Source organism: Streptomyces sp. NPDC051555, from assembly GCF_044454405.1.
Lineage (GTDB): Bacteria > Actinomycetota > Actinomycetes > Streptomycetales > Streptomycetaceae > Streptomyces.
Genome location: NZ_JBITDP010000013.1, coordinates 133,383 through 150,521, shown reverse-complemented (window position 1 = coordinate 150,521; position 17,139 = coordinate 133,383). Strand labels below are relative to the sequence as shown.

The following is a 17,139-nucleotide window of genomic DNA, read 5'->3' as shown; positions in this document are numbered from 1 at the left end:
CGGAGAAACAGTGGTGGAATTGGCCCCTGAATCCGGTCAACAAGGCCCGTAGATTAGGGGACATGAACACCGAAGCCGCACAGCAGACCGCGCACCTGACCCGCTCCGCCACCGCCGAGGCCATCTCCGACGCCCCCGGCAGCCTGATCACCCTGCTCGCCGACTCCGACACCACCGGCGGCGCGCTGACCTGCAACACCGCGGTCTTCGAGGAGGGCGCGGCCGGCGCCCCGGTGCACTTCCACACCAAGGCGACCGAGTTCTTCTTCGTGACCTCGGGTCAGCTCGACGTGCTGGTCGGCGACGAGGTCCGGACGCTGGGCAAGGGCGACTTCCTCGCCGTCCCGCCCGGCGTCAAGCACGCCTTCGCGCCCGCCGCCGGGCACACCGCGGACGTCCTCGTCGGCTTCACGCCCGGCATGGGCCGCTTCGACTACTACCGGCTGCTGGGCCGGGTCAACGCGGGCGAGGCCACCGTCCAGGACATCAAGGACTCCTCGCCCGTGTACGACAACCACTACGCCGAGAGCGCCGCCTGGAGCGGCCGCCGGCGCAGCGCCGAGCCGTAGGTCTCGTCGGCGTCCAGGCGCCGCAGCTCCTCCGCGATCAGCTCGGCGTCGCTGCGGATCTTCAGCGCGACCGTACGGTCCGGACTCCCCGGCAGCACCAGCGTCGCCAGCGCCCCCTTGGGCCGGTCCACCCGTATCTCGCCGCCCGTGGTCTCCAACCGGACGCGGGTGATGACGGGGCCCTCGGTGGTCACCCGGGTGAAGGGCACCCCGAGCCGGTCCTCCAGCCAGCGGGCGAGCAGCTCGGCGCTCGGGTTGTCCGCCTCGCTCTCCACGGACCCGCCGGTCACCGGGAGCGGCTTCTGGTCCAGCGCCGCGGCCAGCAGCGCCCGCCAGGGCGTCAGCCGGGTCCACGCCAGATCGGTGTCACCGGGGGCGTACACCGCGGCGCGCTCGTCCAGCACCGCGACCGGGTCGAGCGCCGCCTGCGCGTCGGTGATCCGGCGCTTGGCCAGCGCGCCCAGCGCGTCCCGGGCCGGATCCGCCGGGGCGTCGGCGGGCCACCAGGCCACGACGGGCGCGTCCGGCACCAGCAGCGGCAGCACCACGGAACCGGGGTGGCCGGTCAGTTCGCCGTGCAGCCGCAGCAGTACGACCTCCCCGCTCCCCGCGTCCGAGCCGACCCGCAGCTCCGCGTCGAGCCGGGTCTGGCGCAGCTTGTGCGGACCGCGCGAGGTCCGCTTGATGACCGCGATGATCCGGCAGGGGTGCTCGCGCGAAGCCTCCGAGGCCGCGCGGACGGCGTCGTAGGCGTTCTCCTCGTCGGTGACCACGACCAGGGTCAGGACGAGGCCCATGGTCGGGCTGCCCACGGCCCGGCGGGCCTCCAGGAGGGCCCGGTTTACCTGGCTGGACGTGGTGTCGGTGAGTTCGGTCCGCATCCCAGGAGTCTCTCAGCGTCCGGTACGGCGGCGTCACCCGGATGGCTCGATTCCCCCTGGAAGCGCCGGTCCGGGGCCCCTGGGAGGGCCCGCCCGCGGCCCACGGGAGCGCCCGCCCGCGGCCCGGGACCTCAGCGGCGCCGCTTCGCCGTGCCGAAGATCGAGCGGGAGATCTCCCGGCCCAGCTGAGTCCCGATCGAGCGGGCCAGCGAGCGGAACAGCCCACTGCCCACCACCTGTTCGGCCAGCGAGGGATCCGGCTTCGGAGCGCTGCGCGCCGCCTTCTCGGCCGCCTTCGCCTGCTTCTCCGCCTCCACCGAGGCAGCCGCCGCCTCCGCCGCGGCCTCGGCGGCCGCCTGTTCGGCGCTGATCTTCTCGTACGCCGATTCCCGGTCGATCGGTTCGGCGTAGCGCGAGTAGAGCAGCGATGCCTTCACCGCCTGGTCCAGGACGGCCGGCTCGACCGGACCCATCAGGGACTGCGGCGCGCGCAGCCGGGTCGCGGCCACCGGCGTCGGCGCGCCCTGCTCGCTCAGCACGGTGACGACGGCCTCGCCGGTGCCCAGCTGGGTGAGCAGCTCCTCCAGGTCGTACTCCGAATGGGGGAACGTCTTCACCGTCGCCTTCAGGGCCTTGGCGTCGTCCGGGGTGAAGGCGCGCAGCGCGTGCTGGACCCGGTTGCCGAGCTGCGCGAGGACGTCGGCGGGCACGTCCTTCGGCGTCTGCGTCACGAAGAAGATGCCCACGCCCTTGGAACGGATGAGCCGGACGGTCTGGGTGATGGAATCGAGGAACGCCTTGGACGCGCCGTTGAAGAGCAGGTGCGCCTCGTCGAAGAAGAAGACGAGCTTGGGCTGCTCCAGGTCGCCGACCTCCGGCAGGTCGGTGTAGAGGTCCGCGAGGAGCCACATGAGGAAGGTGGAGAAGAGCTGCGGTTTGTCCTGGACGGCGGGGAGCTCCAGCACGGAGACCGTGCCGCGCCCGTCCGCGGCCGTACGGAGGAATTCACTGGTGTCGAATTCCGGCTCCCCGAAGAACTCCGAGGCACCCTGCTGCTCGAACGCCGTGAGCGCGCGCAGGATCACCCCGGCGGTGACCGTGGAGAGCCCGCCGATCCCCTTCAGCTCGGGTTTCCCCTGGTCGGAGACGAGGAATGCGACGGTGGCCCGCAGGTCCTTGAGGTCGATGAGTTCCAGGCCCTTGGCATCGGCGTAATGGAAGATGAGGCCGAGCGACTGTTCCTGCGTCTGGTTGAGCTGGAGCACCTTCGACATCAGTACCGGACCGAAACTGGTCACGGTCGCCCGGACCGGAATTCCCGGGCCGATCCCGCCCAGCGCATAGAACTCGCAGGGGTGGCCCGTGGGCTGCCAGTCCTGCGCCACGTCCTTCGCCCGCTCCTGGACCTTCTCGCCGGGCGCGCCCGGGGCCGAGATGCCGGAGACGTCGCCCTTGACGTCGGCGAGGAAGACCGGCACCCCGTTCGCCGAGAGCTGCTCGGCGATCAGCTGGAGGGTCTTGGTCTTGCCGGTGCCGGTCGCACCCGCGACCAGGCCGTGGCGGTTGAGCATGGACAGCGGGATGCGGATCTGGTGGTCCGGCAGGCAGGTCCCGTCCCAGAGCAGGGCCCCCAGATCGAGTGCCGGTCCGGTGAAGGCGTACCCGGAAACGATCCGGTCGGCCGATTCGCTGCTCTCGTGGCTGCTCTCGCTCATGCATCACTCCCGTAATAGGGCTATCTGTCACTTTTGCACCAGGGAGGCAAGGCTGCGCCCGCAGGCCCTTGACCGGTAGGCTTTCCGTGTGATCTTCAAGCGCATCGGAAGCGGCCGGCCGTACCCCGACCACGGCAGGGAAACCACCCGGCAGTGGGCGGACGTAGCCCCGCGCCCGGTCCGGCTCGACCAGCTGGTGACCACCAAGGGGCAGCTGGACCTCGAAACGCTGCTCGCCGAGGACTCGACCTTCTACGGCGACCTCTTCGCGCACGTCGTGAAGTGGCAGGGCGACCTCTACCTGGAGGACGGGCTGCACCGCGCCGTCCGCGCCGCGCTCCAGCAGCGCCAGGTGCTGCACGCGCGCGTCCTCGAAATGGGCTGAGTCCCCGCTGCGTCCCGGCTGAGCCCCGGCCGGGTCCCGGCCGGACGTGGCCGGGTCGGGTGCCGGGAATCCCCGGGATTGCGCCTTTCGGGTCTCCCTTGGCCTATGAACAGATCATTTAGTAGGCATCGTCACCGGGCCGCACTACGCTGCCGCCCATGAGCATGCTCACTCCCCCCGGCATGGGCGGAAAGTACCGCGTCACGGGAGCTGCCTACCCCCGCATGCACCGTCCCCGGCGTCGCCGGAGGATCGTGTTCGCCGTGCTCGGTGCGGTCGTCGCGCTCGCGCTGCTCGGCTACGGGGCACTGCAGCTCATCGGCGTCTTCAGGGGCGACAGCAAACGCCCCGCGGCCATGGCCGCCAAGGACTGTACGAAGGTCGCCAAGGCCGGGACCGCGGGCGGCGCGCGGGGCGAACCGGCCGCCGCGCCCAAGGCCAGCCCCCCGGCCGTCGCGCTACCGCAGCCCGGCCAGATCACCGTCAACGTCTACAACGCCACCCCGCGCGCGGGGCTGGCCAAGGCCGTCGGCGACGAACTGAAGAAACGCGGCTTCGTCATCGGCCAGGTCGGCAACGCCCCGGCCGACTTCGACAAGAAGGTCACCGGAGCCGGGATACTGCTGGGCTCGCCCAAGACCGACAAGGCCGTCTTCTCCGTGCTCGGCGCCCAGCTGGCCGGCGCCACCCCGCAGACCGACGCCCGCGAGGGCGCGGACGTCGACCTGATCCTCGGCGACTCCTTCAAGGAACTGACGAAGAAGGAGGACGCGGACAAGACGCTGGCCCTCCTGGCCCACCCGAGGCCCGCGCCCGCCGCGACCTGCTGACGTGCCGGGGCGCTGACGTGCCGGGGCGCTGACGTGCCGGGGCGCTGACGTGCCGGGGCGCTGACGTGCCGAGGCACTGACGCGCCGGAGCGCCCCCGAGCCGTGCTCGGGGGCGCTCCGGTGTGGGGGCCCGCTGTTCTCCGCTGTTCCGCTATTCCGCGGAGCCGTACATGCGGTCGCCCGCGTCGCCCAGGCCCGGCACGATGTAGCCGTGCTCGTTGAGGCGCTCGTCCACGGCGGCCGTCACGACGGTCACCGGCGCGCCCGCCAGCTCGCGCTCCATGACCTCGACACCCTCGGGCGCGGCCAGCAGCACCACGGCGGTGACGTCGTCGGCGCCGCGCTTGATCAGTTCCTGGATCGCCGCGACCAGCGTGCCGCCGGTGGCGAGCATCGGGTCGACGACGTAGACCTGGCGCCCGGAGAGGTCCTCGGGCATGCGCGTCGCGTACGTGGAGGCCTCCAGGGTCTCCTCGTTGCGGACCATGCCCAGGAAGCCGACCTCGGCGGTGGGCAGCAGCCGCACCATGCCGTCGAGCATGCCGAGACCGGCGCGCAGGATCGGCACCACGAGGGGGCGCGGGTAGGAGAGCTTCACGCCCGTCGTCGGGCCGACCGGAGTCGTGATGTCGCTCTGCTCCGTGCGTACGTCCCGGGTGGCCTCGTAGGCGAGCAGGGTCACCAGCTCGTCGGCGAGCCGCCGGAAGGTCGGGGAGTCCGTGCGCCGATCGCGCAGAGTGGTGAGTTTGTGCGCCACCAGCGGGTGGTCGACGACATGAATCCGCATGACTCCACAGTAACCGGGCGGACCGCCTCCGGAGCCCGCGCGAACGGGCCGCGGCCTGTGACCTACCTCGTGGCCCGATCCGGGACCTGCCTCGCGACCCGCCCCGGGCCTGCCCCGTGGCCCGCTCTTCGGATCCACCGCCCGGACGGCCCGGCCACTCGCGTGACCTGCCGAGATGCCGCGGATCCAGTGGCATCAACCCGCAGGTCCGGGGGAAGGTGGGTGGCGGGGGGACTGCTTCGCGACGCGGAGGAGGACGACCGGACCAGCCGGGGTGGTGGCCGATGCCCGACGTTCAGCCGACCGAAGAGGACAGGGAAGCACCGCAGCCGCAGGAGAGCGCCGCGCAGCGAAGAGCGCGACGCGCGCAGTTCCTGCGCGATCTCAACGAGGCCCGCGAGCTGCGCGACCGGGTGCAGCCCCGACGCGCCCGCGCGGCCCGGATGCGCCAGCAGATGCGGATGCGCACCTTCCGCTGGTGACCGGTGCATGGGCAGCGCCCGCGCACCCGCCCGCCCGGTGTCCGCACGGGGATCCGTGCGACCGCGCACGGCCTCCGCCACGCCCGCCCGTACGCCGCCCGCGCCACCCCGGACGCCCCCTGCACAGGCCCCCCGAGCGACCCGCGCGCCCCCGCCGGACACCCCCCGAGCAGCCCACCGGCGACACGGCACGGCACGACGCAAGCGCGGAAGACCTCTCGCAAAGCCGCTGTTTCTGCCACGATGCCGATTGGGCGGGGCACGACGGCGAGCACGACGGCCGTTCGACCCCATCCTCCGGCCGGGGGGACCTCCATCCGGCACGCCTATCACCAGTGGGAGAGTCACGGTGTACTTCGCCGCACTGCTCGCGCGCACCGAAGACGGGTGGGAAGCGAGCGACACGGATCTCGACAACGTCGAGTCGCTGACCGATCTGATCGATCTCGCCCGTTCCACCGCTGTCGATGACGACACGGTGGTCGCCCTCATCGAGCAGGAGGACGCCTGGTTCGGCGTCGTCCGCGTGGACGGGGAGGAGGACCCGCGGATCTTCGTCTCCAACGCCGCCGCGGCCTCCCGCAGCTCCTACGGCTCGATGCTCACCGAAGAGCTGCTCGGCAGCGACGAGGAGGAAGACGAACTCGACGAGCTGGACCTCGACGGCACCGAGGACGGCGAGACGGAAGTGGTCGCCGTGTTCGAGCAAGGGTCCTCCACCGAGGACGACATCGACGACGACGAGGACACGGGCGTCGAACCGGTGCCCGCGGGGCCGCTCGGCGACCCCCGGCTGCTCGACGACCTCGGCGTGGGCCACAAGGAACTGCTGGACCTCGACGGGGACGCGCTCTCGCAGATCGCCGAATCGCTCGGCGCGACCGAGGTGCTGGAGGCCGTCCGCTAGTGGGCCCTTCGCACCACCCCGTCCCCGACCCCCCTGTCCACCCCGACACCGACACCGACCCCGGCGCCGGATCCGATCCGGTCCGGGACCCGTGGCGGACCTCCATGCGCCTGGCGCTGTCGGAGGCCGCCCGGGCGGTACCGGCCGGTGACGTACCGGTCGGCGCCGTCGTGCTCGGCCCGGACGGCAGCGTCCTCTCGACCGGGTACAACGAGCGCGAGGCGACCGGTGACCCGACCGCGCACGCCGAAGTGGTCGCCATCCGCCGGGCCGCCGCGCGGCTCGGCGAGTGGCGGCTGCCCGGGTGCACCCTCGTGGTGACCCTGGAGCCCTGTGTCATGTGCGCGGGCGCGCTCGTACAGTCCCGGGTCGCGCGCGTCGTCTACGGCGCGAGCGACGAGAAGGCGGGCGCCGCCGGGTCGCTCTGGGACCTCGTGCGGGACCGCCGGCTCAACCACCGGCCCGAGGTGATCGCCGGCGTGCTCGCCGAGGAGTGCGCGCAGCAGCTGACGGGCTTCTTCCGGAACCGTTGACCGGAACCTCTGACCGGAACCTCTGACCGGAACCTCCGGCTGACCCTCCGGCTGACCCTCGGAGGGGACGGCTCACCCCCACCGCCTATCGATTTCAGAGCACGGCCCACCGTGGGCTAAGCTCTCTCTCGGTAGCGTGTCCGAGCGGCCGAAGGAGCACGCCTCGAAAGCGTGTGATGGTGCAAGCTGTCCGTGGGTTCAAATCCCACCGCTACCGCTCTGAATCCGAGAGCCCCGCCCCGCAAGGGTCGGGGCTCTCGGCGTTCCAGGGCCCGACGATCGGCGCCGCCGGGCCCGGCAGCCGGCATTCCGAGGCCCGACGATCGGCACTCCGGGGCCGGCTCCGCGCCGCATCCCGGCACCCCCGACGTACTCCGCACCGGTGAGCCCCGGGCCGCGTCGGACCGGGCGGGCGTGACCGGGCGGGTACTCGGCCGTTGACACGGCATGACCAAGACCCAGCGCATGCTCGCCGCCCTGGCCCTCGCGGGCGCCACGGCGGGCTTCGCCGCCGCCACCGCCCCCGTCGCCTCCGCCGCCCCGATCACCCTGCCGGACCTGCCGGTCGCCGCCCCCGGGATGCCCGAGGGCGCGACGCCGGGATCGGTCCAGGAGATCGGCGCGAAGGTCAGCGAGCCGCTGCAGCAGCTCAACCAGCTGATGACCCTCCCCGACCAGCTCTCGCCCCTGACGGACACGGTGTCGCCGGTGACCAACCTCGCGACCGGCATCGAGTAGGTCGAACAGGCCGAACGGATCGGACGGATCGGACGGATCGAATAGGGGCCAACGCGCAGAAGCACAGAAACACAGAAGGCCCAACGCGCAGAAGGCCCCGACCGGAGTCGGGACCTTCATACGGTTGGGACGGGGGAAGTGACATCGGGGGGACAAGTCACTTCCCCCGATGAGGACGGAACCTGCCAGCCCGAGCCGCAGTCAGGGGGGAAGCTTGCGGCTCGGACCCCGCAGTGAGGTCCTGTCCCTAGCTCACCGATTTCCTGCCAGAACCGGTGGGCTCGTCTTCAATCCTGCCCCTCCCGCCCCCGCCCCTGCAGCGGCAAAGGGCCTGGACCGTCGGGTCATTGGTCCTTAAAGGACAGGTGAGTGATCGAACCCGAGCGGTTAGACTCACTCGACGTTGCAAGGATTGGCAGGGGAGGCCGAGCCCGCTCGTGGACATCAAGAAGATCGTCGTGGGCGGACTCGTCGTCTTCGTGCTCTATGTGATCATCACTCAACCGGTCAAAGCGGCGGAATTCGTTCAGATCGGATTCCAGGGCATCTCGGATGCCGCTTCCGGTATCGGCCAGTTCATGACCGAACTGGTGCGCTGAACCCGTACGCTGTTGCGGCTTCCGGACCTCCGGTCCCCCACTCCGACGGGTGGGGGACCTTTTGCGTTCTCCGTCCGCTTCCCCTCCGCGTTCCCCGTTCGCACTCCCGGCCATACGCGCCGTTCGATTTCACATTGCCCCTGAATACCCGCCAAATGCCCAACTTGCCCTCAACACGGCGATATACGGTGCTTGCGCACAGTGCACATGTCTTGTGATGCTATGACCGCTTTTGACTGATTGGTTAACTTGACTGAAGGGGTGGCGTGACCGTGCCGGCCAGTACTGCGCCTCAGGTGCCACCCCAGCAGGACCCCCAGGACGATCCGCCGTCCGACGCGGTCGGCACCCTCCTGGCCCTGGCAGCCGCCGACACCGCGAACGGGGCCACCGCCGTGGACACGGCAACCGGCGCGGACACGGCAACCACCACCACCGTCACCACGGTGACCACCGCCCCCTTCGCCCCCATGGCCCCCCGCGCCCCCAGCACCCGGGGCGCCGACACCCGGGCCCTCACCCAGGTGCTCTTCGGCCGGCTCAAGGGCCTGGAGCCGGGCACCAGCGAGCACAGCCGGGTGCGGGGGGCCCTCATCGAGGCGAACCTCCCGCTCGTCCGGTACGCGGCCGCCCGCTTCCGCAGCCGCAACGAGCCCATGGAGGACGTCGTCCAGGTGGGCACGATCGGGCTCATCAACGCGATCGACCGGTTCGATCCGGAACGCGGGGTCCAGTTCCCCACCTTCGCCATGCCGACCGTCGTGGGCGAGATCAAGCGGTACTTCCGCGACAACGTCCGCACCGTGCACGTACCGCGCCGCCTCCACGAGCTGTGGGTCCAGGTCAACGCCGCCACCGAGGACCTCACCACGCTCCACGGCCGCATGCCCACGACCCCCGAGATCGCCGAGCGGCTGCGCATCGGCGAGGACGAGGTGCTGTCCTGCATCGAGGCGGGCCGCTCGTACCACGCGACCTCGCTCGAAGCCGCCCAGGAGGGCGACGGTATGCCCGGCCTGCTCGACCGGCTCGGCTACGAGGACCCCGAGCTGACCGGGGTCGAGCACCGCGACCTGGTCCGCCACCTGCTCGTGCAGTTGCCCGAGCGCGAGCAACGGATCCTGCTGCTGCGCTACTACAGCAACCTGACGCAGTCGCAGATCAGTGCGGAGCTGGGCGTGTCCCAGATGCACGTGTCCCGACTGCTCGCCCGGAGCTTCGCGCGACTGCGGTCCGCAAACAGGATCGAGGCGTAACCGGAACGGGTGAAAGCCTCCGGACGCTTTACCGACAGAACCGCTGACACCCCTTCTGTCGCTGGAGTTATATGTCGACTTGGCGCTACAGCGTGTTGCCGACATGTGACATTCTGCTGGAACCGCGTTTGCCGCAGCCCCGCCTCCGGTATTCAGGTGGAGGCTGCGTTCCTCCGACGGGCGCGCCCGCCGCGACCGTCCGCGATCCCAAGGGGGTGGCATGTCCGTAGAACAGGGCAGCTCCAAGGTGCTCACGCTCGTAAAGAGCGAGACGCCGGCTGTGTCCGACCGCACGGAAGCCCCGCCAGCGCCCAAAGCGCCCAATGACACCCGCACGCTCTCCCGCTCCCTGTTCCACCGGCTCGCCGCGCTGGACGCGGACAGTCCCGACCGGGCGTACGTGCGCGACACCCTGATCGAGCTGAACCTGCCCCTGGTGCGCTACGCGGCGGCCCGCTTCCGCAGCCGCAACGAGCCGATGGAGGACATCGTCCAGGTCGGCACGATCGGCCTGATCAAGGCGATCGACCGGTTCGACTGCGAACGCGGCGTGGAGTTCCCGACCTTCGCCATGCCGACCGTCGTGGGCGAGATCAAGCGCTTCTTCCGCGACACCTCCTGGTCCGTCCGCGTCCCGCGCCGGCTCCAGGAGCTGCGCCTCGCGCTGACCAAGGCGAGCGACGAGCTGGCCCAGAAGCTGGACCGCTCGCCGACCGTGCCCGAGCTGGCCGCCGTGCTCGGGGTCTCGGAGGAGGACGTCGTCGACGGCCTCGCCGTCGGCAACGCGTACACCGCCTCCTCGCTGGACTCGCCCTCACCGGAGGACGAGGGCGGCGAAGGCTCGCTCGCGGACCGCCTCGGCTACGAGGACACCGCGCTCGAAGGCGTCGAGTACCGCGAGTCGCTCAAGCCGCTGCTCGCCAAACTGCCGCCCCGGGAGCGGCAGATCATCATGTTGCGCTTCTTCGCGAACATGACCCAGTCGCAGATCGGCGAGGAGGTCGGCATCTCGCAGATGCACGTCTCCCGGCTGCTGACCCGCACTCTGGCGCAGCTGCGCCAGGGCCTGATCGGCGAGTAGCCCGGACCGCGGGCACGTCGGGCGAGCCGGGTAACCATGCCGCGGGCGCTTCCCAATTGACGATCCGTCAGGAAAACTGGCGCGATGCGAAAGGGATCGCTCACCCTGCTTGCCGTGTGCGTGACCGCCGCGACCCTGACGGGATGCGGCGGTCCGCCGCGCGACGGTTACGTCGCCGTGGGCGCCGTCGCTCCCGGCCCCGAGCGGGGCGCGGGGGAGACCGTGGCCCCCAAGGGCGCGGTGGAGTACCAATCCCTCACCGGCCCCGCGGGCGCTTCCGCCCCGTCCAGCGGTACGTCGCCCGATGCACCGGGACACCCACCGACCGCCGGCTCCGGCGCGGGTGGAGCCGTCCCGGGCGCCCCCACGGGCTCCGCGAGCGCCCCCGGATCCACCGCGGCGGGCGGACCCGGCGACGCCCCGGGCACCACCGCACCCCCACCCACCGCGGGCAACGGCGGCACGGGCACGTCCGGCGGCTCGGGTGGCACAGGCACGTCCGGCGGCTCCGGCACGTCCGGCGGCTCGACCACGCCCCCGCCGTCCAAGCCCCCGGCGGCGACCCCGGCCCGGCTCCAGCTCGGCGCCCCCGCCCGGTCGGCGGCCGCGGACCGCTGGTGCGAGCGCGTCGGCATCACCTTCACCAACACGGGCACCACGGCGGCCCGTTCGGGCACGGTGACCTTCTCCACCCACATCATCGGCGCGCTCGGCATCGACTGGGCCACCATCACCTCGACCCAGCCCCTGCCCGCGCCGATCGCGGGCGGGGCGGCGAGGACGCAGACGTACACGGTGTGCGTGGATTCCTGGCGGGTGCCCCTGGGCATGCACATCGAGACCCAGCGGGTCACCGCCACCTGGAGCTGAGCCGCCCAGCGCGAGCCTTCCGGCCCGGCGCGAGCCCAGCGCTCGTCGGGGCCGGCCCGGCGCTCGTCGGGGCTAGCCCAGCACTCGTCGGGGCTAGCTCAGCGCGAGCCAGGCGACGACGCCGATGACGACCGCGAGTGCGACCACGACGGCCAGCCACACCCCCGTCCTGGAAGCCTGCTGCCGGTGCGAGGCGGCCGCGGCCGCCGGACGGGCGGCCTCCGCCTCGTCCACGAAGGCACGGAACATCTGGGTGCTGCCCGCGGGGTCGTAGTTGCCCTCGGGGCCCTGGGAGTTGGTGTGTGCAGCCATGGCTCAGGACCCTAGCGGGTTTTCCGATTCCTTTACCGCCCTCCACCCCAGATTCATTTGCCTGTAGCAACCATCTGCTTCTATGGTTGCTCAAAGCAACAAGATGGGGAGGGGAGCGCGGTGCTCACGCGAGACGAGACACGGACCGGCACGCAGTACGAGCTGTACGAAGAGCTGGCCCGCCAGCTCACGGGGATCGGCGCGATCAAGCGCGACCTCGCCCGTACCCTCCCGCCCGACTGCCCGCCCGGTTCCGCCGCCGTGCTCACCGTCCTCGACCGGCACGGCGAGATGCGGCTGAGCCACCTCGCCGAGCGGCTCGCCATCGACATCTCGGTCACCAGCCGCCACGTGGCCCACGTGGCCGAGCGCGGCTGGATCGCCCGCGAGGCCGACCCCGGCGACGGCCGTTGCCGGATCCTGCGCCTCACCCCGGCGGGCCGGAGCCTGCTGCGCGAACTCGGCGTCCGCTACACGGCCGCCCTGGAGCGGACGCTGGGCGACTGGTCCGCCGAGGACGTCACCACCTTGACCACCCTGCTGGCCCGACTCCGATCGAGCTTCTAGAACATAAGGATTCACATGGCTACGACCACACCCACCGGTGTGCGGGGAGGCGGCCAGTCGGAGCCCATGCCCGACGGCGCACCCATGACGCACCCGCAGATCATGAAGGCGCTGTCCGGGCTGATGCTCGGCATGTTCGTGGCGATCCTCTCCTCCACGATCGTCTCCAACGCGCTGCCGCAGATCATCAGCGATCTCGGCGGCACCCAGTCCTCGTACACCTGGGTGGTCACCGCCGCCCTGCTGTCGATGACCGCCACGACCCCCCTGTGGGGCAAGCTGTCCGACCTCTTCAGCAAGAAGCTGCTGGTCCAGATATCCCTGGTGATCTACGTCCTCGGCTCGGTCGTCGCGGGGCTGTCCCAGAACACCGGCATGCTGATCGCGTGCCGGGTGGTCCAGGGCATCGGCGTCGGCGGCCTGTCCGCCCTCGCCCAGATCGTGATGGCCGCGATGATCTCCCCGCGCGAGCGCGGCCGCTACAGCGGCTACCTCGGCGCGGTCTTCGCCGTCGCCACCGTCGGCGGACCGCTGCTCGGCGGGGTCATCACCGACACCGAGTGGCTCGGCTGGCGCTGGTGCTTCTACGTCGGCGTGCCCTTCGCGATCATCGCGCTGATCGTGCTCCAGAAGACCCTGCGGCTCCCGGTCGTCCGCCGCGACGTCAAGGTCGACTGGCTCGGCGCCTTCCTCATCAGCGCCGCCGTCTCCACGCTGCTGATCTGGGTCACCCAGGCCGGCACCTCGTACGACTGGGTCTCCTGGCAGACCTGGACGATGACCGGCGGGGCCGTGGTCCTCGGCCTGCTCTTCCTCCTCGTCGAGTCCAAGGCGAGCGACCCGATCATCCCGCTGCGCCTCTTCCGCAACAAGACCATCACCCTGGCCTCGGCCGCCTCGCTGTTCGTCGGCGTCGCGATGTTCTCGGGCACCGTGTTTTTCAGTCAGTTCTTCCAGTTGGCCCGCGGTGAGAGCCCGACGATGTCCGGAATCCTCACGATTCCGATGATCGGCGGCCTGTTCATCTCCTCCACGGTTTCCGGTCAGGTCATCACCAAGACCGGCAAGTGGAAGGCGTTCCTGGTCTCCGGCGGCGTCCTGCTGAGCGCCGGACTGGGCCTGCTCGGCACCCTGCGCTACGACACCCCGTACTGGCACATCGCGATCTACATGGCGCTGACCGGCCTCGGTCTCGGCATGATGATGCAGAACCTGGTCCTCGCCACCCAGAATCAGGTGGCCCCTCAGGACCTGGGCGCGGCCAGCTCGGTCGTCACCTTCTTCCGTTCGCTCGGCGGCGCCGTGGGCGTCTCCGCGCTCGGCGCGGTGATGGCGAACCGGGTGACGCACTACGTCAAGGACGGCCTGGCCGAGCTCGGCCCGAAGGCCGCGGCGATGGGCCACGGCGGCACCGGCGGCGGGGCCATCCCCGACCTGAAGACGCTGCCCGCGCCCTTCCGCACGGTCATCGAGTCCGCCTACGGCCACGGCGTCGGCGACGTCTTCCTCTACGCCGCCCCGACCGCGCTGCTCGCGCTGGTGCTGGTGGTCTTCATCAAGGAGGTCGCGCTGCGCTCGAAGCCGATGGCCGAGGCTCCGGCCGCCGCCTCCCCCGCCGCCGGCACGGCCGCCGTTCCCGCGGTCGCGGAGGCCCAGGTGCCGGCCCAGGTACCGGCCCGTTCCGAGTCGAACGGTTGAGTCGATCGCCTCAGGTGATCGATTGAGGCGATCGATTGAGGCGATCGACGAGGTGATCGATCAAGGCCCCGTCTTCGCCTCGATGCCCGCGATGAGGACATCGAGGGCGAAGTGGAAGTCGCCCTCGGGCGCCCGCCGGACCGGACCCCCACAGCCGTGCAGGAACTGCGACACGGCGAGGTGGGCTCCGGTCCGGCCGCCGTTCGTCAGCCCGGTGGCGTCGAGCAGCCGCAGCAGCGCCGCGTCGAAGGCCCGGGCGTGCGGGCCGATGTTGGGGTACTCGGCGGCCAGCGTCGCCACCCACGGCCGTTCGGCGAGCAGCCCGCGGTATCCGCAGGCCAGCGACCGCAGTCGGCCGGGCCATCCGGCCGCGGGTGAGTCCGCGGGCAGGGTGAGCTCCCCCAAGGCGCTGTCCAGGGCGAGTTCCAGCAGGTCGTGCTTGGTGTCGACGTACCAGTACAGGGACATCGCGGTCACTCCGAGACGGCCCGCGAGGCGGCGCATGGAGAAGCGGGCGAGGCCGTCGGTGTCGAGCAGCCCGACCGCGGCGCCGGTGATCCGGTCCCGGTCCAGTCCGGAGGTGTCCTCGCTGCGCCGTCTGGCCCCGGACGCGGGCCGCGCGGCCAGCCACACGCTGGTCCGGATGGTCACGGGGTCCGCCGTGGTGGCCATGGAGGCACCCTCCTCAAGACGGGTGGATCGACCCGGAATGCCCGGTCCGCCCTCTTGCTGATGCTAGAGGGTGCCCCTCGTGTTGTGGTCGCTTCAGGACGGGGTGAGGTCGTAGAAGGTGGCTCCCCCCACCGTGGTGGGCCGGTAGTTGGCCTTCACCCAGGTCTCGATGGAGCTGCTCGCACCGCCTCCGGGGCCCCCGCCGCCGCGGGTGACGGCCCGGCCGCCGGCCCCTGCTTCGGCGCCCTCCTCCGTACCCTGGCCGATGAAGTAGTGGATCTTGCCGGCCTTCACGTACGCCTGGAACTGCGCCAGGGTCGGTGACGGGTCGCTGCCGTTGAAGCCGCCGATCGGCATGACCGGTGCCCCCGAGGCCAGCTGGTAGCTCGCGGCGTTCTGCGCACCGACGGCCGCGGCCGCCCAGGTGTATCGGTCCGCGTCCGCGCGCAGGGCCGCCGTGGCCGCCGCGCTCGTCCTCGTACCGCCCAGCAGCCCGCCCATGCCCCCGCCGCCACCCGCGCGGCTCCCGCCGAAGCCGCCCTCGGCCCGGGCGCCCGTACCGCCGGTGCCGCCCGGGGCGCCCTGGCCCGCGGGCCCACCGCCCGGCATTCCCGCACCCGGCCCGGTACCCCGGCCCGCCCCCCGCGGCGGTGCGCCCTGCGGGAAGCCACCCTGACCGGGACCGCCTTCCGTCCCGGCGAACCGCGGACCCATGCCGCCCGGCCCCCGGCCGCCCGCGACCGCGGGACCGGCCGTGACGATCGAGCCCGTGTGCGCCGTACCCACCGTGTCCACGGTGTAGGCCAGGGGCCCGGCCAGTACGGCGGCGACGCCCACCGCGGCCGCGACCAGCACGGCCCGGCGTCCGAGGCGGGCGCCCAGCAGCAGCGCCGCGGCCGCGAGGAGCCCGGCCACCAGCACCGTCCAGCGCAGCCAGGGCAGATAGCCCTCGGCCCGGCCGAGCAGGACGTAGGACCACACCGCGGTCAGGGCGAGGACACCGGACAGGGTGATACCGGCGGCCCGGCCGCCCCGCTCCTCCCACAGCACGGCCACTCCCATGCCGGTCAGCGCGGCCACGTACGGCGCCAGCGCCACGGTGTAGTACTCGTGGAAGATGCCCTGCATGTAGCTGAAGACGAGTGCGGTGATCAGCAGGGAGCCGCCCCAGGCCAGGAAGGACGCCCGGGCCATGCTCTCCAGGGAGTCGGTGGCCCGCCGGGCGCGCCAGGTGATCACCAGTCCGGCGACGAACAGCACCAGGGCCGCGGGCAGCAGCCAGGAGATCTGGCTGCCGATGTTGGCCGAGAAGAGCCGATCGATGCCGGTCTCGCCCCAGCCACCGCCCCCGCCGCCGCCCGCGCCGCCACCGGCCCGCGCGCCGCCGCCCACGCTGCCGGTCTCGTCGCCGTTGATCCGGCCGAGTCCGTTGTAGCCGAGGGTGAGTTCCAGGAAGGAGTTGTTCTGCGAACCGCCGATGTACGGGCGGGAGGACGCGGGCCACAGCTCGACGACGGCCACCCACCAGCCTCCGGCGACCACCATGGCGACTGCGGCGAGGCCGAGTTGGCCGAGCCTGCGGCGCAGCCGGGTGGGCGCGCAGACGGCGTAGAGCAGGGCGAGCGGCGGCAGGACGACGAACGCCTGGAGGGTCTTGGTGAGGAAGGCGAAGCCGACCGCGACCCCGGCCCAGACCAGCCACTTGGTGTGGGCACCGTCCAGGGCGCGCAGGACGCAGTAGACGGTGACGGTCATCAGCAGGGCCAGCAGCGCGTCGGGGTTGTTGAAGCGGAACATCAGCGCGGCCACCGGGGTGAGCGCGAAGACCGAGCCGCTCAGCAGCCCGGCCACCGGGCCGAACCGGCGGCGTACGGCGGCGTAGAGGACGGCGGTGGTGCCGACTCCCATGAGGGCCTGCGGGACCAGGATCTGCCAGCTGCCGAGGCCGAAGAGCCGGACGGACAGGGCCATCGGCCACAGGGCGGCCGGGGGCTTGTCGACGGTGATGGAGTTCCCCGCGTCGGAGGAACCGAAGAAGAAGGCCTTCCAGCTCTCGCTGCCCGCCTGGACGGCGGCGGAGTAGAAGGAGTTGGCGTAGCCGGAGGCGCCCAGGTCCCACAGCATGAGGACGGCGGTGACGAGCAGGAGCGCGCTGAGGGCGGGGCGCTCCCAGCGGGGCCGCAGCGGGATCGCGGCAGCCGGAGCGCGCTCGGGGAAGGGTGAGTCCAGCAGGGGCACGGCCGTGGTCATCGGAGGT

General features: G+C 71.7%; 19 protein-coding genes and 1 tRNA gene. 14 read left to right on the top strand and 6 right to left on the bottom strand.

The window, feature by feature from the left end; all coding sequences use genetic code 11:
• The first annotated feature begins 62 nt into the window (after positions 1–62).
• Positions 63–569 (top strand): cupin domain-containing protein, encoded by a 507-nt coding sequence (locus ACIBEA_RS25505; protein ID WP_399264649.1) that lies wholly within the window; start codon positions 63–65, stop codon positions 567–569.
• Here ACIBEA_RS25505 and opcA read toward each other — a convergent pair.
• The gene (opcA, locus tag ACIBEA_RS25500) at positions 518–1,450 is read right to left on the bottom strand and encodes a glucose-6-phosphate dehydrogenase assembly protein OpcA (protein WP_399264647.1); all 933 of its coding nucleotides are present in this window, start codon (positions 1,448–1,450) and stop codon (positions 518–520) included. The genes ACIBEA_RS25505 and opcA overlap by 52 nt on opposite strands.
• 131 nt (positions 1,451–1,581) lie before the next feature.
• On the bottom strand, positions 1,582–3,165 hold the full coding sequence (locus ACIBEA_RS25495; RefSeq protein ID WP_399264645.1) for a helicase HerA-like domain-containing protein: 1,584 nt from the start codon (positions 3,163–3,165) through the stop codon (positions 1,582–1,584).
• Positions 3,166–3,253: 88 nt separating this feature from the next.
• Here ACIBEA_RS25495 and ACIBEA_RS25490 point away from each other — a divergent pair, with 88 nt between their 5' ends.
• Both ACIBEA_RS25490 and ACIBEA_RS25485 read left to right on the top strand, forming a co-directional pair.
• Positions 3,254–3,550, top strand: a complete 297-nt coding sequence (locus ACIBEA_RS25490) for a type II toxin-antitoxin system VapB family antitoxin (protein ID WP_330331599.1) — start codon at positions 3,254–3,256, stop codon at positions 3,548–3,550.
• 158 nt (positions 3,551–3,708) lie between these two features.
• Positions 3,709–4,380, top strand: a complete 672-nt coding sequence (locus ACIBEA_RS25485) for a LytR C-terminal domain-containing protein (RefSeq protein WP_399264643.1) — start codon at positions 3,709–3,711, stop codon at positions 4,378–4,380.
• A gap of 151 nt (positions 4,381–4,531) precedes the next feature.
• On the opposite strand, the gene upp is transcribed toward ACIBEA_RS25485, so the two are convergent.
• A complete protein-coding gene (gene upp, locus ACIBEA_RS25480) occupies positions 4,532–5,167 on the bottom strand; it encodes a uracil phosphoribosyltransferase (protein WP_399264641.1) in 636 nt (211 codons plus the stop codon).
• A gap of 284 nt (positions 5,168–5,451) precedes the next feature.
• On the opposite strand from upp, the gene ACIBEA_RS25475 reads away from it, so the two are divergent.
• The 9 genes from ACIBEA_RS25475 to ACIBEA_RS25435 all read left to right on the top strand — a co-directional run bounded on the left by ACIBEA_RS25475 (position 5,452) and on the right by ACIBEA_RS25435 (position 11,633).
• Complete coding sequence (locus tag ACIBEA_RS25475) at positions 5,452–5,649, top strand: hypothetical protein (RefSeq protein WP_354378963.1); 198 nt, start codon at positions 5,452–5,454, stop codon at positions 5,647–5,649.
• Between the two features lie 349 nt (positions 5,650–5,998).
• Entirely contained in the window at positions 5,999–6,556 is a 558-nt protein-coding gene (locus tag ACIBEA_RS25470; protein ID WP_399264639.1) for a hypothetical protein, read from the top strand.
• 104 nt (positions 6,557–6,660) lie between these two features.
• Positions 6,661–7,089 carry a tRNA adenosine(34) deaminase TadA gene (tadA, locus tag ACIBEA_RS25465; protein ID WP_399264824.1) on the top strand — a complete coding sequence of 143 codons (429 nt, stop codon included), beginning with the start codon at positions 6,661–6,663 and terminating at the stop codon, positions 7,087–7,089.
• A gap of 130 nt (positions 7,090–7,219) precedes the next feature.
• A tRNA-Ser gene (locus ACIBEA_RS25460) sits at positions 7,220–7,306 on the top strand.
• Between the two features lie 230 nt (positions 7,307–7,536).
• Positions 7,537–7,827 (top strand): hypothetical protein, encoded by a 291-nt coding sequence (locus ACIBEA_RS25455; protein ID WP_399264637.1) that lies wholly within the window; start codon positions 7,537–7,539, stop codon positions 7,825–7,827.
• Positions 7,828–8,264: 437 nt separating this feature from the next.
• On the top strand, positions 8,265–8,426 hold the full coding sequence (locus ACIBEA_RS25450; RefSeq protein WP_351050749.1) for a hypothetical protein: 162 nt from the start codon (positions 8,265–8,267) through the stop codon (positions 8,424–8,426).
• Positions 8,427–8,896: 470 nt separating this feature from the next.
• Entirely contained in the window at positions 8,897–9,682 is a 786-nt protein-coding gene (locus ACIBEA_RS25445) for an RNA polymerase sigma factor SigF (protein WP_399264822.1), read from the top strand.
• Positions 9,683–9,902: 220 nt separating this feature from the next.
• Positions 9,903–10,763, top strand: coding sequence for an RNA polymerase sigma factor SigF (locus tag ACIBEA_RS25440; RefSeq protein WP_399264635.1), 861 nt, complete (start codon positions 9,903–9,905; stop codon positions 10,761–10,763).
• Positions 10,764–10,847: 84 nt separating this feature from the next.
• Entirely contained in the window at positions 10,848–11,633 is a 786-nt protein-coding gene (locus ACIBEA_RS25435; protein WP_399264633.1) for a hypothetical protein, read from the top strand.
• 93 nt (positions 11,634–11,726) lie between these two features.
• Here ACIBEA_RS25435 and ACIBEA_RS25430 read toward each other — a convergent pair whose 3' ends face one another.
• Entirely contained in the window at positions 11,727–11,945 is a 219-nt protein-coding gene (locus tag ACIBEA_RS25430; RefSeq protein ID WP_399264631.1) for a hypothetical protein, read from the bottom strand.
• Positions 11,946–12,065: 120 nt separating this feature from the next.
• Between ACIBEA_RS25430 and ACIBEA_RS25425 the strand changes: the two genes are divergently transcribed.
• Complete coding sequence (locus tag ACIBEA_RS25425; protein ID WP_399264629.1) at positions 12,066–12,512, top strand: MarR family winged helix-turn-helix transcriptional regulator; 447 nt, start codon at positions 12,066–12,068, stop codon at positions 12,510–12,512.
• A gap of 15 nt (positions 12,513–12,527) precedes the next feature.
• Entirely contained in the window at positions 12,528–14,210 is a 1,683-nt protein-coding gene (locus tag ACIBEA_RS25420; RefSeq protein ID WP_399264627.1) for an MDR family MFS transporter, read from the top strand.
• 60 nt (positions 14,211–14,270) lie between these two features.
• Here the strand turns inward: ACIBEA_RS25420 and ACIBEA_RS25415 are convergent, their stop codons facing one another.
• Together ACIBEA_RS25415 and ACIBEA_RS25410 are read right to left on the bottom strand one after the other, a co-directional pair.
• Entirely contained in the window at positions 14,271–14,882 is a 612-nt protein-coding gene (locus tag ACIBEA_RS25415) for a TetR/AcrR family transcriptional regulator (protein WP_399264625.1), read from the bottom strand.
• A 93-nt stretch (positions 14,883–14,975) separates the two neighbouring features.
• Positions 14,976–17,132: an ArnT family glycosyltransferase gene (locus tag ACIBEA_RS25410; protein WP_399264623.1), complete on the bottom strand. Its 2,157-nt coding sequence runs from the start codon at positions 17,130–17,132 to the stop codon at positions 14,976–14,978.
• Between the last annotated feature and the right edge of the window lie 7 nt (positions 17,133–17,139).

Coding starts and splice junctions, on each gene's coding strand:
- ACIBEA_RS25505 (WP_399264649.1), top strand. CDS start 63: ATGAACACCGAAGCCGCACAGCAGACCGCGCACCTGACCCGCTCCGCC.
- opcA (WP_399264647.1), bottom strand. CDS start 1,450: ATGCGGACCGAACTCACCGACACCACGTCCAGCCAGGTAAACCGGGCC.
- ACIBEA_RS25495 (WP_399264645.1), bottom strand. CDS start 3,165: ATGAGCGAGAGCAGCCACGAGAGCAGCGAATCGGCCGACCGGATCGTT.
- ACIBEA_RS25485 (WP_399264643.1), top strand. CDS start 3,709: ATGAGCATGCTCACTCCCCCCGGCATGGGCGGAAAGTACCGCGTCACG.
- upp (WP_399264641.1), bottom strand. CDS start 5,167: ATGCGGATTCATGTCGTCGACCACCCGCTGGTGGCGCACAAACTCACC.
- ACIBEA_RS25475 (WP_354378963.1), top strand. CDS start 5,452: ATGCCCGACGTTCAGCCGACCGAAGAGGACAGGGAAGCACCGCAGCCG.
- tadA (WP_399264824.1), top strand. CDS start 6,661: ATGCGCCTGGCGCTGTCGGAGGCCGCCCGGGCGGTACCGGCCGGTGAC.
- ACIBEA_RS25455 (WP_399264637.1), top strand. CDS start 7,537: ATGACCAAGACCCAGCGCATGCTCGCCGCCCTGGCCCTCGCGGGCGCC.
- ACIBEA_RS25445 (WP_399264822.1), top strand. CDS start 8,897: ATGGCCCCCCGCGCCCCCAGCACCCGGGGCGCCGACACCCGGGCCCTC.
- ACIBEA_RS25440 (WP_399264635.1), top strand. CDS start 9,903: ATGTCCGTAGAACAGGGCAGCTCCAAGGTGCTCACGCTCGTAAAGAGC.
- ACIBEA_RS25435 (WP_399264633.1), top strand. CDS start 10,848: ATGCGAAAGGGATCGCTCACCCTGCTTGCCGTGTGCGTGACCGCCGCG.
- ACIBEA_RS25430 (WP_399264631.1), bottom strand. CDS start 11,945: ATGGCTGCACACACCAACTCCCAGGGCCCCGAGGGCAACTACGACCCC.
- ACIBEA_RS25420 (WP_399264627.1), top strand. CDS start 12,528: ATGGCTACGACCACACCCACCGGTGTGCGGGGAGGCGGCCAGTCGGAG.
- ACIBEA_RS25415 (WP_399264625.1), bottom strand. CDS start 14,882: ATGGCCACCACGGCGGACCCCGTGACCATCCGGACCAGCGTGTGGCTG.
- ACIBEA_RS25410 (WP_399264623.1), bottom strand. CDS start 17,132: ATGACCACGGCCGTGCCCCTGCTGGACTCACCCTTCCCCGAGCGCGCT.